13 protein-coding genes are annotated in these 14671 nt (G+C 58.9%); 4 read left to right on the top strand and 9 right to left on the bottom strand.

What is annotated here, in order from left to right; genetic code table 11:
• Positions 1-6 precede the first annotated feature (6 nt).
• The 7 genes from NP603_RS10675 to NP603_RS10645 form a co-directional block, all read right to left on the bottom strand.
• Entirely contained in the window at positions 7-1134 is a 1128-nt protein-coding gene (locus NP603_RS10675; protein WP_256610869.1) for a type III PLP-dependent enzyme domain-containing protein, read from the bottom strand.
• Positions 1128-1733 (bottom strand): 5-formyltetrahydrofolate cyclo-ligase, encoded by a 606-nt coding sequence (locus NP603_RS10670; protein ID WP_256610868.1) that lies wholly within the window; start codon positions 1731-1733, stop codon positions 1128-1130. The genes NP603_RS10675 and NP603_RS10670 overlap by 7 nt, the downstream gene beginning before the upstream one ends.
• Complete coding sequence (gene miaA, locus NP603_RS10665) at positions 1720-2658, bottom strand: tRNA (adenosine(37)-N6)-dimethylallyltransferase MiaA (RefSeq protein WP_256610867.1); 939 nt, start codon at positions 2656-2658, stop codon at positions 1720-1722. The genes NP603_RS10670 and miaA overlap by 14 nt, the downstream gene beginning before the upstream one ends.
• Complete coding sequence (gene mutL, locus NP603_RS10660; RefSeq protein WP_256610866.1) at positions 2659-4536, bottom strand: DNA mismatch repair endonuclease MutL; 1878 nt, start codon at positions 4534-4536, stop codon at positions 2659-2661.
• A gap of 98 nt (positions 4537-4634) precedes the next feature.
• Positions 4635-6179 carry an N-acetylmuramoyl-L-alanine amidase gene (locus NP603_RS10655; protein WP_256610865.1) on the bottom strand — a complete coding sequence of 515 codons (1545 nt, stop codon included), beginning with the start codon at positions 6177-6179 and terminating at the stop codon, positions 4635-4637.
• Between the two features lie 35 nt (positions 6180-6214).
• On the bottom strand, positions 6215-6685 hold the full coding sequence (tsaE, locus tag NP603_RS10650; protein WP_256610864.1) for a tRNA (adenosine(37)-N6)-threonylcarbamoyltransferase complex ATPase subunit type 1 TsaE: 471 nt from the start codon (positions 6683-6685) through the stop codon (positions 6215-6217).
• On the bottom strand, positions 6682-8145 hold the full coding sequence (locus tag NP603_RS10645; RefSeq protein WP_256610863.1) for an NAD(P)H-hydrate dehydratase: 1464 nt from the start codon (positions 8143-8145) through the stop codon (positions 6682-6684). Before NP603_RS10645 ends, tsaE begins: the two co-directional genes overlap by 4 nt.
• 151 nt (positions 8146-8296) lie before the next feature.
• On the opposite strand from NP603_RS10645, the gene queG reads away from it, so the two are divergent.
• Together queG and NP603_RS10635 are read left to right on the top strand one after the other, a co-directional pair.
• On the top strand, positions 8297-9364 hold the full coding sequence (gene queG / locus NP603_RS10640) for a tRNA epoxyqueuosine(34) reductase QueG (RefSeq protein WP_256610862.1): 1068 nt from the start codon (positions 8297-8299) through the stop codon (positions 9362-9364).
• 56 nt (positions 9365-9420) lie between these two features.
• On the top strand, positions 9421-9921 hold the full coding sequence (locus tag NP603_RS10635; protein WP_256610861.1) for a putative metalloprotease CJM1_0395 family protein: 501 nt from the start codon (positions 9421-9423) through the stop codon (positions 9919-9921).
• A 64-nt stretch (positions 9922-9985) separates the two neighbouring features.
• Here the strand turns inward: NP603_RS10635 and NP603_RS10630 are convergent, their stop codons facing one another.
• Both NP603_RS10630 and NP603_RS10625 read right to left on the bottom strand, forming a co-directional pair.
• Positions 9986-10255: a PilZ domain-containing protein gene (locus NP603_RS10630; protein ID WP_256610860.1), complete on the bottom strand. Its 270-nt coding sequence runs from the start codon at positions 10253-10255 to the stop codon at positions 9986-9988.
• Between the two features lie 57 nt (positions 10256-10312).
• Positions 10313-11554, bottom strand: a complete 1242-nt coding sequence (locus NP603_RS10625; RefSeq protein WP_256610859.1) for a glutaredoxin family protein — start codon at positions 11552-11554, stop codon at positions 10313-10315.
• 159 nt (positions 11555-11713) lie between these two features.
• Here NP603_RS10625 and mrcB point away from each other — a divergent pair, with 159 nt between their 5' ends.
• Both mrcB and lolA read left to right on the top strand, forming a co-directional pair.
• Positions 11714-14041 (top strand): penicillin-binding protein 1B, encoded by a 2328-nt coding sequence (mrcB, locus tag NP603_RS10620; protein WP_256610858.1) that lies wholly within the window; start codon positions 11714-11716, stop codon positions 14039-14041.
• A 1-nt stretch (position 14042) separates the two neighbouring features.
• Positions 14043-14666, top strand: coding sequence for an outer membrane lipoprotein periplasmic chaperone LolA (lolA, locus tag NP603_RS10615; RefSeq protein ID WP_256610857.1), 624 nt, complete (start codon positions 14043-14045; stop codon positions 14664-14666).
• Positions 14667-14671 lie beyond the last annotated feature (5 nt).

Raw genomic sequence — 14671 nt, 5'->3', positions numbered from 1 at the left:
GTCGGCTTACCACTGCCGGCGATAATCGGAATATTCATAACTTTTCTGCAAATCCAATCGGGTTCTGTTCCAGGTATAAACATCCGGCAAATTGTAGCCGTTGAACCGGTTGGCCTTGATCAAGGTATAAGCACCGACATCGGCAAACACCAATTTTTCGCCGACTTCCGGAATGCGGTCGAAACGGTATTCGCCGAATACGTCGCCGGCCAGGCAGGTCGAACCGACCAAAATTGCGGACTGCCCGCCTTCGGCAACTTCGTCCAACAAACGCGGCCTGATTTGGTACTCGAACACCTCCGGATGGTGGTTGATCGAAGTATCCAGCACCAACACCTGCTTGCCATCGCTGACAAAGCGGTCCAGCACCGTCGTCAGCAGATAGCCGGCGTTGCCGACGATGGCCTTGCCCGGCTCCAGAAACACCTCGATGGCCAACTCCGAGCGCAACCCGGCGATCAGCTCGGCCAGCGGCTCAAGATCGGCGATATCGTGGTACAGATAGCCGCCGCCCAGATTCAGCCAGCGCAGCTGCCGGTTGCGTTCCAGAATGGGCCGCAAGGCTTGCACGGTCGTTTGCAGCGGCACCAAATCGCGACAAGAAAACACGGTATGAAACTGCAAACCCGCGATACCGTCAGGCACGCCATTTCGCAACGACTCGATATCAACCCCGAGCTTGGAATGCGGCCGGCAAGGGTCGAACCGCCGATCCGCCGCAAACGGCAATTTGGGATTAACCCGCAAGCCCAGCGAATAATGAGCGCTCAGACCGGATAATCGCTGGTGCTGCGACAAGGAATTGAAACTGATATGGCTGCACAGCTCTGCCATTTCAGCGAATTCGTCCGGACGCAGACCGGGCGTGGTCAAATGAATGCTTCCCTGATCAGCCAAAATTTCGTGTGCCAGCTTGGCTTCGAACAACGAGCTGACCGAGAAGCCGTCGACTTGCGGTTTGATCAATCCCAACAGATGCGCCAAAGGCAAGGCCTTGATCGCATACAACACCTTGCAGCCGCTCGCCGCGCGCAATGCCGATAACGGTTGTAAATTGGCCAATACCTGCGCTTCATCCAACACAAAGGCCGGAGAGCGGGAGATGTGCCGTTTCAGTTCGGCAGCGTTCAGCATCCGGCTCGGCCTTTACCCGGATAAACTGCCTGCTCGGTGATGACAAAGTCCATGTAAACATCGTGCTGGTCCACAGCAACCGCCGGTAACAGTTGCGCTTCGTAGCAGACCGCCGCCAACACCGCGTCGGGCCGAACGCGTGCTAATAACCTGTCGTAATAACCGGCACCGTTACCCAGACGTCCGCCCTGTCGATCGAAAGCCACGCCGGGCACGATGACGGCATCCAGTTCCTCGGCGCGAACCTGCTTTGCCGGATCCTGCCAGCGCTCGCGCGGCGGTTCGAGAATATTCCACATACCCGGCAGCAACTCGTCGAGCGCTTGCAAACGCCAAAGGCCCAATTGCTTCTGGCCTGAAGCATCGACCGTGCAATACGGCACGACGATACGCTTGCCGCCGGCCAGTTCGGCGGCGACGGTCGGCAAAGTCCGTACTTCCGAGCGGCAATGCAGATACCACATTATCGTGTTGGCAGCCCGATACCAGGGCTGATCCACGACCAAACGGCAGATTTCGGCGCTCGACGCATCCTTTTCGGCTTGCGCGTTGCGGGCGGCGTAGGCGATTCGGCGTTGGTGGGCTTTATCGGCGTTCATCGCAATAACGCAAGGCTTGTTCGAGTAATCCGGCCGAACCGCTAACCAAATGGCAGGCATCCTGCTCTTTGCGCAACCAGGTGAATTGGCGCTTGGCCAATTGCCGGGTGGCGACGATAGCTTTGTCGCGCATTGTCGCCAGATCGTACTCGCCGTTTAAATAAGACCAAACTTGGCGGTAACCGACGCAGCGAATCGACGGCATGCTTTCGTCCAGATCGCCGCGTTGCCATAATGCCCGGACTTCTTCGAGAAAGCCCAGCTCCAGCATTGAATCGAAACGCTCGGCGATCTTATCGTGCAAGGTTTTGCGTTGCTCCGGCGCGACGATCAGTTTGATAAAGCGGTAAGGATGCACATCTTGTTGCTCGGCACCGAAAAAACTGGATAACGGCCGGCCGCTGATTTCGTAGACTTCCAGCGCGCGTTGCACACGCTGCGGATCGTTGACGTGGATCCGCGCCGCCGCTTGCGGGTCAACTTGCGCCAAGCGGGCATGCAGCACTTCCTTTCCCAGTGATTCCAGCTCCGCGTCCAGCCGCTGGCGAATCTCCGGATCGGCCGGCGGCAGTTGCGCCAAGCCCTGGGTCAAGGCGCTGAAATACAGCATTGTGCCGCCGACCAATAACGGCAGTTTGCAGCGCGCGGTGATGTCGGCCATCAACTCCAGCGCGCGGTTGCGGAATTGGCCGGTGGAAAAGGCTTCGCTAGGATCGAGGATATCGATCAGATGATGCGGCACGCCGCCGCGCTCGGCCTGGGTCGGCTTGGCGGTGCCGATGTCCATCCCGCGGTAGACCAGCGCCGAATCGACGCTGATGATTTCGGTATCGAGGGCCTGGGCCAAGGCCACGCCCAACGCCGTCTTGCCGGAAGCGGTCGGCCCCATCAGCAAGATGGCGGCCGGTTTTTGCAATTCGCTCATTTATTGGCCGCGCATGAAAAACCGGTCCAAATCTTGGTGGCTCAACGCCACCCAGGTCGGCCGACCGTGGTTGCATTGGCCGATGCGCTCGGTTTGTTCCATATCGCGCAACAAGGCGTTCATCTCTTCGATACTAAGTTTGCGTCGAGCCCGCACCGAACCGTGGCAAGCCATCGTCGCCAGAACTTGGTTGATGCTTTCCTGGGCTTTATGGCTAACGCCATGGGTTGCCAGATCGGCCAGAATGTCGCGTACCAATTGGTCGACATCGGTCTTCGCCAACAAGGCCGGCGTTGCCCGCAACACCACGGTTTCCGGGCCGGAGCGGTTGATTTCAAAACCCAGAGTCAAGAAAAACGCGTGCTCTTGCTCGGCCAGATCGGCCTCGGCGGCCGTCACTTGCAATTTGATCGGCAACAACAACGGTTGCGAGACGATGGCCCGGTTGTGGTAATGCTGTTTCAAGCGCTCGTAAGTCACCCGCTCGTGCGCCGCATGAGCATCGACCAAAATGATGCCGTTGGCGGTTTCGGCCAGTATGTAAATGTTGTGAATGTGGGCCAACGCAAAACCCAATGGCGGCATGACCGAATCCGTCGCCGCCTGCGGCGCCGGCACTGGCTCGTTTTTTGGGTAAAGTTTGGCGTAGGCCTGGATTTGCTCGGCAACATCGGCCGCCGCGGTTCGTTCCGGCTGCGGCCGGTAAGCGCCAAACGCCGGCGGCGCAGCAGTGCTTGCATTGCCGGCGGTTTGCGCCGGAAACGTCATCGGTAACGCCGTTTGCTGATTCAAAGTTGGCCGCTGCGGCGCTGACGCCGGCACGGTTTCCGAAAATTCGGCAACGGTTTCGATCCGTTGCGGCAACGGCTGAGAACCGGGCCGTTGCTCGGCCAGACTGCGATGCAACGCCTGAAACAGAAAATCATGCACCATCCGCCCTTCCCGAAACCGCACTTCCAGTTTGGTCGGATGGGCATTGACATCGACCAGCGCCGGATCCAGTTCCAGATACAAGACAAACACCGGATGGCGGCCATGGTACAGCACGTCCTGATAAGCCTGCTTGACGGCATGGGCGACCAGCCGGTCCTTGATCAAGCGGCCGTTGACGTAGAAAAACTGCATATCCTGCTGGCTGCGGGAAAAGGTCGGCAAACCGACCCAACCGTGCAGACGCAGGCCGGACGCGGCGTACTCGATCTTGACGCAATTGTCGACGAAAGCCGCGCCGCAAATCGCCGCGATACGTTTCTCCTGGGCGGCTTGGCTGTCCGCCGATTTCAGATTCAACACTTCGCGCTGGTTGTGGTTCAGGACAAAGCCGACATCGAACCGGGCCAGGGCCAATTTTTGGATCAGGCTCTCGATATGGCCAAATTCGGTTTTCTCGGCTTTTAAAAACTTGCGCCGGGCCGGGGTGTTGTAAAACAGGTCTCGGACATCGACGGTGGTGCCGGGCGGATGCGGGTCGGGCTGCGGGTCGAAATTGCGCTCGCTGCCGTCGGCACTGACTTGCCAGGCACAGTCGGCGTCGGCAGTGCGGGAAATCAAGGTCAGCCGCGCCACCGAACTGATGCTGGGCAAGGCTTCGCCGCGAAAGCCCATGCTGGCGACGTGTTCCAAGTCCTGCAGCGAGGCAATCTTGCTGGTGGCGTGCCGCGACAGCGCCAGCGCCAAATCGTCCTTGACGATGCCGCAACCGTTGTCGCGAATTTTGATCTGGCGAATCCCGCCCTGCTCGACATCGATTTGAATCTGGGTGGCGCCGGCGTCAAAGCAATTTTCCACTAATTCCTTGACCACGGACGCCGGCCGCTCAACCACCTCGCCGGCGGCGATTTGATTGACTAATTGCGTGGGTAAAGCGTGAATCCGCATCGAGGCGCCCGAAAAAAAGCGCGTATTTTAGCGGATCAAAACGAAACGGGGCGAAATGATTCGCCCCGTACCGGTTCAGTAAATCGGCAACCAAAGCCTCAGCTGTCGCGCGGGATTTGCAGCACCTGGCCGACGCGGACGTTACCGTCGTTCATCGAATTGGCCAGACGCAGCGCTCGCATCGAAACGCCGTATTGCTGGGCGATGCCGGACAGGGTTTCGCCGCGGTTAATCACGTGCTGGGTTTGGCCGGCGCCACTGGCGACCGCCGAAATGGCTTCGGCCGGCGCTGCGTCGTTGTCAGCCAGCAACGCTTTGGATTCGATTCTTGGCTTGCTTGCAGGTGCCGGTAGCGGCCGTTCGTCAGGTACGGAATTGAGCGCCACCATGCGCGGTGCCTTGGCGGAACGGTTCAGTTGCGCCATCAGCGTATCGGCCGGCGCATATTGTTTGAAATGGCCAACGATGCCGTTGAATACCGCCGCCGCCATTTTGTACTGGTAGGCTTTGCTGGTCAGGCGCCGCTCTTCTTCCGGATTCGAAATAAACGCGGTTTCCACAAGAATCGACGGTATTTCCTGCGATTTCAACACCACGAAGCCGGCTTTTTGTACCGCACTCCGGTGCAAATGGCCAACGCCTTTCACGCTTCTCAAGACCTTGTTACCGACGTTCTGGCTGGCCTCTTTCGCAGCCTTGCTGGACAAATCCATCAACACTGAAGCCAAGGTTTCATCGCGGTCTTCACCGGCTGCGGCGGAACCGTCGACCGCATTCTCGCTGGCGGCCAACCAACCGGCACCGGCACTGGAAGCACCTTTGGTCGCCAAAGTATAAACCGAGGCGCCATGGGCCTGGCTGTCGCTAAAGGCATCGGCGTGGATCGAGACGAACAAATCGGCTTTCGCGGCGCGGGCAATTCGGCGGCGTTCGTTCAATTTGACGAAATAATCGCCGTTACGGATCATCACCGCCTTCATGCCCGGCTGGGCATTAACCAGGTTTTCCAGATTCTTGGCAATTGCGAACACCACGTCCTTTTCCTGGGTGCCGTTCGGCCCCTGGGCGCCCACGTCTTTGCCGCCGTGGCCGGCATCGATCGCCACGACAATGTTGCGGCCTTTGCTTTTATTAGCCGTTTTCAACGCCGGCGGCTTGAGTGCCGCTTCAGTTTTTTTCGGTAATTTTTCCGGCGCCGGCTGCGCGGGCGCCGCGGCGACCGCAACTGCTTTGTCGCGAACCGCCGCAACCGGCTCGCCGGCGGCTGGCTGCGGCTTGGCAGCGAGTTCGATCTGCAAGGCATTGCCCTGTGCCGCGACTTTGGCATCCGCATCGGCTTTTAATTCGACCACAACCCGCAAGTCGCCGCTACCGCGCATAGCACTGCGGGCACCGGCAAATAGCGGATGGTCGGCCGGCGGCTGGCTGATGGCTTGCGCCATTTTTGCGCCGGTGAAATCGACCACCAACCGACTGGGGCTTTTCAAGACGAAAGCATGGTGGCGAACCTGGCCTGACAGGTTGAAAACCACGCGGTCAACCGAGTTATAAGTGACCGCCCCTACTTCGGCTTGGGTAGCAGCCGCCGAAAAAGCAGGTAACAACAAGCCCCAAATCCAGAAAATTCGATAAATTCGCTGCATAACCGACGCGACCGCTAATGACAAGATTGTTTAGATTATAGCAGTAGGTCTTTGTTTTTCCAGTTTAGTTTTATCACCCCCTTACAGGATTCAGCTAACACATTGATTTGAGCGACACGTTGCTGTTCGGAATATAGCAAACCGATCTCGATGTCCGCCGGTGGCAACACGCCCTGCCCCATTTCCGGCCACTCGATACAACACAAGGCGGGCATTTTCAGATAATCGTCGATGCCAATCCATTCCAATTCTTCCGGATCTTTCAAGCGGTACAAGTCGAAATGAAAGACGCGGCGCTCGGCAACCGTGTATTCCTCAACCAAGGTGTAGGTCGGGCTTTTTACCGAGCCGCGATGGCCGGCCGCACGCAGCAAACCGCGCATCAGCGTCGTTTTCCCGGCTCCCAATTCGCCGCGTAAAAACACCAGGCACTTTTCAGGCAACGCCTGCCAGAGCGCGGCGCCCAGGGCTTCGGTATCTTCGCTGCTTGCCAAAATAACGTTCATCGATTCAATAATTCCCTGATACGTGGCGGCAAATCGCCGGCCAATAAGCCGCGTTCGCCGTATTCGGCGGCCAAACTGTCGGCGGCGGCGGCATGGACCTGCGCGCCGACCAGCGCCGCTTGATCTAACGGAAAACCTTGGGCGATTAAACCGCCAATCACCCCTGCCAACACATCGCCCATACCGCCGCTGGCCATGCCCGGATTGCCAGCAGCGACCACATAGGTCCTGAGGCCGTCGCCGATTAACGTTCCGGCGCCTTTCAACAATGCCACACCACCGTAACGCTGTTGCAAGGCAGTAACGGCCGCAAACCGGTCCGCTCCGACTTGCCGAGTATCGCAGCTCAACAGCCGTGCCGCCTCGCCGGGGTGCGGCGTCAACACCCAATTATCGCGTTTGGAATTTCCAAGCGCCAATAGATTCAAGCCGTCAGCGTCGACCACGCAGGGCTTACTGGCAGCCACGGCGCAATCGAACATGGTTTGGGCCCATGCATCGCGGCCCAAGCCAGGACCGACGACGACGACATCGGCTTTATCCAGCATCTGTTCCAGATCGCCGGCCTGTTCCGCAGCCCGGCACATCAACTCCGGCCGGGCAATATTGACCAGGGCGCTGTGCGCGGCCCGGGTGGCGACGCTGACCAGGCCGGCGCCGGCCCTTAGCGCCGCTTCGGCGGCAAGGCGAATCGCCCCGGAATAACCGTGGTTGCCGCCGATCAGTAGCACGTGGCCGAACTGGCCTTTATGCGCTTTACGCTGGCGTTTCGGCAAACGCGTGCCAATCACCAGGTGACCGGCCGGCGCCATTTGGCCCAACAATTCGGCAATCTGCAAATCGGCGCAAACCACATCGCCGCGGCAATCGGCCGCCGCACCGGTATACAAACCCTGTTTCGGACCGATGAAAGTCACAGTCAGATCGGCAGCCACCGCCGCACCTAATATGCACCCGGTGTCGGCCTGCAAACCGGACGGCACGTCGACCGCCACTACCGGACCGGCCGCGGCGTTGATCGCGGCAATTGCCGGCAAATAGCCGGCCGCGACCGGTCGACTCAAGCCGATTCCGAATAAGGCATCGACGACAATGCCTGTTATCGCGGAACGGTCGGCTTCGAAGGTGCTGACGCAGCCGCCGGCCTGAACAAAATCCCGGTAAGCGCTAAGCGCGTCTGCAGGCAATTGCTCGGGATCGGCCATTTCAAAGACGGTCACCCGATAACCGGCCTCGATTGCCAAGCGGGCGACTTCATAACCGTCGCCACCGTTATTGCCGCTGCCGCAAAACACGGTCAATTCGCCGGCTTCCGGCCAACGCTGTTGAATATGGCCGAATAAAGCAGCCCCGGCCCGGCGCATCAATTCCCTGCCCGGTATGCCGAGCCGCTCGATGGCCTGGCGTTCGGCTTGGCGAATTTGTGCGGTGGAGTAAAGAGCGGAGGTTGAAATCTGCATAATCAATTCCGGAGGCGATATTCCGCCATTTTATCGTCAAACCGGCAGGCACCGGCGGAAAACGCTGAAGTTGTGCCACAATGGCCTTTTGGCATTGGCGCCTACCGCCGCGGCAATTTAGCGCCGGAGCCCGACCCGCATCGATAATTTTATGCCCGCGACCGTTTCTCTCGATCCCGCACAGCTAGCTGCTCGCATCAAACAATGGGGCCTGGAGTTGGGCTTTCAGCAAATCGGCATCAGCGACACCGACCTGCATCAGGCTGAACAGCATCTGCAAAAGTGGTTGCAGCAAGACTACCAAGGCGAGATGAACTACATGGCCGCGCATGGGCTGAAACGCAGTCGCCCTGCGCTGTTACAGGAAGGTACGCGGAGCATTATCTCGGTGCGAATGGATTACCTGGCGGAATCCCCGGCTGCCAGCCACCGAGTTCTGGACGATCCGGCGGCGGCATTCGTCTCGCGCTATGCGCTGGGACGGGATTACCACAAAGTTTTACGCAACCGCCTGCAGAAATTGGCCGATCAAATCGCGACAGCCATCGGCCCGTTCGGCTACCGGGCTTTCGTCGACAGCGCTCCGGTGCTGGAAAAGGCCATCGCCGAAAAGGCTGGCTTGGGCTGGATCGGCAAGCACAGCAATCTAATCAACCGCCGCGCCGGTTCCTGGTTTTTCCTGGGTGAAATCTATACCGATTTGGAACTGCCGGCCGACCAGACAGCAAGCAACCACTGCGGCGACTGCCGGGCCTGCCTCGATATCTGTCCCACGCAGGCCATCGTCGGCCCCTACCAGGTGGATGCGCGTCGCTGCGTATCCTATTTGACCGTCGAACTGCACGGCCCGATTCCGGAGCAGTTCCGCCCTTTGCTCGGCAACCGGATTTACGGCTGCGACGATTGCCAACTGGTCTGCCCCTGGAACCGCTTTGCCAAACTTAGCGCGGAAGCCGACTTTCGGCCGCGCCAGCGTTTGGATCAGGCCACCTTGCTGGATTTGTTTGCGTGGGACGAGACGGAATTTCTGCAAAAAACCGAAGGCTCGGCGATCCGCCGTATCGGCCATCAACGCTGGCTGCGCAACATCGCCACCGCACTGGGTAACGGCAGGCCGGCACCGGAGGTTCTGCATGCGCTGAACCGTCGCCTGCAAGACGCCTCCGATCTGGTCGCAGAGCACGTCCGTTGGGCATTACGCCGCTTGACTGGCGCTTGAGTTTTAGCGAATAAAGCGTATATTTGCGAACCAGTTAAAGCTTTTCGGTGACGAGCATGCAGGTAACCGCCGCGTCGAATACATATCAACTCTACGGCCCGCAAAGCCGATCTCCGGCCGCGTCCGTTTCGAACAGATTCCAGCCCTCGGCTAGCGCCGAGACAAGCGGCGAATTAAGCCAAGAACAACGCCAATTGGTCGAAAAGTTGAAAGCCCGCGACCGCGAAGTCCGCGCCCACGAGCAGGCGCATTTGAGCGCAGCCGGCGATCTGGCTGTCAGCGGCGCCAACTACGATTACGTCACCGGCCCGGATGGCCAACGCTACGCCAGCGGCGGTGATGTCAGCATCGACGTTTCGGCAGTGGCCGGCGACCCGCAGGCCACACTACTCAAAGCCGACAGCATCCGCCGCGCCGCATTGGCCCCGGCCAATCCGTCAGCCCAAGACCAAAGTGTCGCCGCCAGAGCGACGGCGATGGCGAACAAAGCCCGCGCCGAGCTGCTGAGCCTGCAACGTTCTGCAAACGGCGGGACTACGATCGATTTGAGCGCCTGATTTCTCCCTGCCGAATAGGACGCTTGCCGGAACGGCGGAGACCGTCGAGCAAGCGCAAATAGCATCAATCTCTGCTGCAAAACTCGACGGCAAAACCGGAAGCGGGATCGATACGAACCACCCTGACCAACTGCACCGGAGCATCTTCAATTTCCGTGGTTTGGACTTCCAGTAACGTACCGATTGGCGGAATCAGCGTCTGGTCGCACTGCAAAAACAAACCGGTTTCCGAAAAATCCCGCATTTCGACGATATTTTCCACCGACTCGGGAACGATCAATTTGATTTTGGCGCGGTGTTTTAAACGCGGATGCCTGCGCTTATTGTCAATCACGAATTCTCCTGAATTCTGCCTAAAATTTAAACCGGTTCAAGTCCGGCCACGAACCCGCTATGCGTAGCCGCCGCGGGCAAACAAATACATGCCCAAGCCAACCATCACTGCGCCGCTGGCCAATTTCAGCCAACGCCCCTGGTTGCGTTGCAAGCGGTGTTGGCTCAACGTTACGATGCCCAGCGCCAACACCACTATATCGTCTAGCATATACGCCAGATTGTATAGCAGCAAATAGCCGTAGTAGTCCCAGGCTTGCAACTGACGCAAGGTCAATATCCGGGTGTACAACGCCGGAAAACCGGAAGTGCAGAATAATTCCACGATTTGCACCAGTATTGCCAGTATCACAGCGCCTATCAGCGCACCGCACAGGTTTTGCGCCTGCAAAATCCGCCGTATCCGCGCATAAATATCCGGCTTGGCCGCTTGCGGAATCGATAACGACGGGCCGACGCCCAAAGCCCAGAAATCTTTCAGATTCAGCGCGCCGGCGGCAACGGCAATCGCCGCGATCGCGATTTCCGAGGCGCGCGACAAGCCTATCCATAAAAACAGGTTTAACCACGCTGCCATGAACATGAAGTAAGCCGCGCCTTCGACCAGTACGAATGCGCCGGCAATCGCCAACATTCTCGGCCGGTTGCCCATCGGCGCCAGCATCGATACCATCAGCACCAATACCCACATCGAGCACGGATTAAATCCATCCAGCAGCCCCATCGCCACGGTAAACGCCGGCAGACCTACATCGTCCAGCACCAGTCGCCGGCCCAACACGGTCAGCTCAAACCGGTCGGCATTGGCTGGCGCAGCCGGACTCGCGCCATCGCCAGCCGTACATGTTTGCACGCTCTGGACCTCGCAACTGCCGCTTGCCTCCTCGGCGGCGGCAGCCGGCGTGCGAGTGTCCGCTAACGCCTCGCGCAACAACAGGTCCCCGGTTTCGGCCGAATAACCGATAACCAGTTTGCCGCCGACCCGGAATGTCGGCAACCGTAGCGGGACCGGCGGATTCTGGGCTGCTGCTAATGCCTGCAATCGTTGCCAGGCATCGGGCTCTCGACTGACATTACGCAATACGATCGTCAGTTCGGGTCGTTGCCGCTGCAACTCGGCCAAGTAAGCTTCGGCGGCTTCGCAATGCGTGCAACCGTCGCGGACGAAAGCCTCGATATCCACTTGGGTTTCCTGCGCAGTATAAGCCGGATGTGGAACCGTCATCGCCAACAGCGCCAGCCAAATCCACAAAGTCTGCCGGATCCGGTACGACGGAAACTCGAGTACTGCAGCAAGCATCGGCATTTCTCCACTAATGTGGGCTGCCAGCCAAAGTCGCAGCCCTGTCGATTTTATTGGATAATATCAGGCCAACCGCATCGCCGCGCAAGCCGCCGCGACCGCCCAATCCATTAGCCGCGCCGCCGATCGCCGCAGCGCAAGCAGCAAACCAACCCGATGGCCAGAAGACCCAGAACCCGCAGTTCCGCCGTTCGACGTAGAAAACCCAAATCCCGGACATCCTGGCTGTTCCGCCTGCTGGTTCCGCTGGTTATCATCGGCGGTTTCGTATTGGCGGTTTATGTCGGCTATCTGGATTTCACCGTGCGCCAGCAATTCGAGGGCAAGCGCTGGTCGATCCCGGCCCGGGTCTATGCCAGCCCGGTCGAGCTGTATGCCGGCTACGAAATTTCCGCCAAGAACTTCGAAGATTTACTGCTGGAATTGCATTACCGGCAGGACCCGCAATTGGTCGGCGAAGGCTCTTACCACGCCAAGGGCAGTGTGGTCAACGTCCGTACCCGCGCCTTCAACTTCGGCGATACCGTGCAGGAAAGCCGCAAAATCAGCGTCGCGTTCTCGGGCGGCGCGATCAGTGGCCTGACCGACGCCGGCAGCGGCGAAAACCTGGCGATCGTGCGGATGGACCCGGTACAAATCGGCAGCTTTTACCCAACCCGCAAGGAAGACCGGATTCTGATCAAACTGGACGAAGCGCCGCCAACCCTGGTGCAGGGCCTGCTGTCGACCGAAGACCGCGATTTTTACAGCCACTTCGGCCTGTCGCCGAAAAGTATCGCCCGCGCCATGTGGTCCAATCTGAAGGCCGGCGGCATGGTCCAGGGCGGAAGTACCATCACCCAGCAGTTGGTGAAAAATTTCTTCCTGACGCCGAAACGCACCTTGCGCCGCAAACTCAAGGAAGCGTTGATGTCGTTCATTCTGGAATACCGCTACAGCAAGGACGAGATTCTGGAAGCCTATCTGAACGAAATCTTCCTGGGCCAGGACGGCGCCAGCGCCGTGCACGGCTTCGGCCTGGCCAGCGAATTCTACTTCGGCCAATCGCTAAAGACGCTGTCGCTGCACCAAGTGGCGACGCTGGTCGCCCTGGTACGCGGCCCCTCGGAATACGACCCGCGCCGCAAGCCGGAACATACTCTGGAACGGCGTAACCTGGTTTTGGATTCGATGCTGAACGAAGGCTACATTACCGAGCAGCAGGCCGCGGAAGCCAAGAAACAACCGCTCGGCGTCGCGGCGGTGATTCACCGGTCCGCCAACCGTTACCCGGATTTTATCGATCTGGTCAAACGCCAGTTGAAGCAGGAATACAAGGAGGAAGATCTGACCTCCGAAGGCTTGCGTATCGTCACGACGCTGGACACCCGGATCCAGGACATTCTGGAGCGCTCGATGGCCACTAAGCTCAAGCAATTGGAGAAGAGTCCGAAAAGCAACGACCTGGAGAGTGCTGCCATCGTCACCCGCCGCGACAGCGGTGAGATCGTCGCACTGAGCGGCGGCCGCAATAGCGAGTCCACCGGCTTCAATCGTGCGCTGGACGCGGTCAGGCCGATCGGCTCGCTGATCAAACCCGTGGTCTATCTGACGGCGCTGGAATATCCGGACCGCTACACCATCGCCACGCCGGTCAGCGACACCCAGATCAGCATCGAAGCCGAGCGCGGCAAGTCCTGGTCGCCGGACAACTACGACAACCGCGAACACGGCGTCGTTCCGCTACATACCGCCCTCACCCATTCCTACAACATGGCCACTGTGCGAATCGGCATGGACATCGGCTTGGCCAAAGTCGCCAACACCTTGAAAAACATGGGCGTCAGCCGGCCGGTGGATTTGTACCCGTCCTTCCTGCTAGGCGCGCAACCGCTTACCCCGCTGGAAGTGACGCAACTTTACCAAACCCTGGCCGGCGACGGCTTCGCCACGCCGTTGCGCTCGATCCGTGCCGTGAACGCAGCGGACGGCAAAGCCCTGCAAAGTTACCCGTTGACGGTGCGGCAGGCGGTGGACCCGGCAGCCACCTTCATCACCAATACCATTCTGCAGGAAGTGATGTACGCCGGCACCGGCCACTCTGCGTATAATTACCTGCCGAAGGAAATGGCGCTGGTCGGTAAAACCGGCACGACCAACCAATTACGCGATAGCTGGTTCGCCGGTTTCAGCGGCGACTTTCTGTCGGTGGTCTGGATCGGCCGCGACGACAACAAGCCGTCCGGTCTGACCGGCGGTAGCGGCGCGCTACAGATCTGGGCGGAAACCATGCGGCAGGTTTCAAAAAAGCCGGTCAGTCTGGTGCCGCCGGATAATATCCAGATGACTTGGATCGATCCGGAGACCGGCTTACTCAGCAGCGAGGCCTGCCCCGGCGCGAAATTGCTGCCGTTCGTCGAGGGCTCGGCACCGACCCAATTCGCCGAATGCGGCGCCAATCCTGAATCCGGCGAGAGCTGGCTCAATAATCTGAACCCTTTTTAGTATGCTACGTCACTTAAGCACTGCCCTGGTTTTATCGATCGCATCCATTGCCAACGTTTATGCCGACGAGGCGCCGATCAGCCGCCTGAAAAGCTTTCTGTCGGCTAGCGCGTCGCTCGCCGCCGATTTCAAGCAGGTCAGTTTCGATAAAAGTGGCCGACCGGCGCAGTCCAGCAGCGGCAAATTTTATTTGAGCCGGCCCGGTAAATTCCGCTGGAACTACCTAAAACCGTTCGAACAGGAAATCGTGTCCAACAGCGGTAAAGTCTGGTTTTACGATGCCGACCTGGAACAAGTCACGGTCAAGCAACTGGACGACTCGCTCGGCTCGACGCCGGCGCTATTGTTGACCGGCCAAGTCGATATCGAGGAAAAATTCGTGCTTCAGGAACAGGGCCAGGACGAAGGCATGAACTGGGTCAAGCTATCGCCGAAAAACGAGGAAAGCGGCTTCAAATACATCCTGATCGGCATGAACGGCAACCAACTCGGCGGCATGGAACTTAGCGATAATTTCGGCCAGCTGACCCGGATCTATTTTTCCAACATTCAGCTCAACCAAAAGCTGGACGACAGTTTGTTTAACTTCAAGCCGCCCAAAGGTGCGGACGTGTTTGAAAATTAATTGCG

Origin of the sequence: Methylomonas aurea (assembly GCF_024505045.1) — a bacterium.
Classification (GTDB): domain Bacteria; phylum Pseudomonadota; class Gammaproteobacteria; order Methylococcales; family Methylomonadaceae; genus Methylomonas; species Methylomonas aurea.
Note: the sequence above shows the minus strand (reverse complement) of the source record. Positions and strands in the feature narration are given on the sequence as shown.

Excerpts from the sequence above, each read along its gene's own strand:
- NP603_RS10675 (WP_256610869.1), bottom strand. The coding sequence starts at position 1,134 with ATGCTGAACGCTGCCGAACTGAAACGGCACATCTCCCGCTCTCCGGCC.
- mutL (WP_256610866.1), bottom strand. The coding sequence starts at position 4,536 with ATGCGGATTCACGCTTTACCCACGCAATTAGTCAATCAAATCGCCGCC.
- NP603_RS10625 (WP_256610859.1), bottom strand. The coding sequence starts at position 11,554 with ATGCTTGCTGCAGTACTCGAGTTTCCGTCGTACCGGATCCGGCAGACT.
- NP603_RS10635 (WP_256610861.1), top strand. The coding sequence starts at position 9,421 with ATGCAGGTAACCGCCGCGTCGAATACATATCAACTCTACGGCCCGCAA.
- lolA (WP_256610857.1), top strand. The coding sequence starts at position 14,043 with ATGCTACGTCACTTAAGCACTGCCCTGGTTTTATCGATCGCATCCATT.
- NP603_RS10655 (WP_256610865.1), bottom strand. The coding sequence starts at position 6,179 with ATGCAGCGAATTTATCGAATTTTCTGGATTTGGGGCTTGTTGTTACCT.
- miaA (WP_256610867.1), bottom strand. The coding sequence starts at position 2,658 with ATGAGCGAATTGCAAAAACCGGCCGCCATCTTGCTGATGGGGCCGACC.
- tsaE (WP_256610864.1), bottom strand. The coding sequence starts at position 6,685 with ATGAACGTTATTTTGGCAAGCAGCGAAGATACCGAAGCCCTGGGCGCC.
- mrcB (WP_256610858.1), top strand. The coding sequence starts at position 11,714 with ATGGCCAGAAGACCCAGAACCCGCAGTTCCGCCGTTCGACGTAGAAAA.
- queG (WP_256610862.1), top strand. The coding sequence starts at position 8,297 with ATGCCCGCGACCGTTTCTCTCGATCCCGCACAGCTAGCTGCTCGCATC.
- NP603_RS10670 (WP_256610868.1), bottom strand. The coding sequence starts at position 1,733 with ATGAACGCCGATAAAGCCCACCAACGCCGAATCGCCTACGCCGCCCGC.
- NP603_RS10645 (WP_256610863.1), bottom strand. The coding sequence starts at position 8,145 with ATGCAGATTTCAACCTCCGCTCTTTACTCCACCGCACAAATTCGCCAA.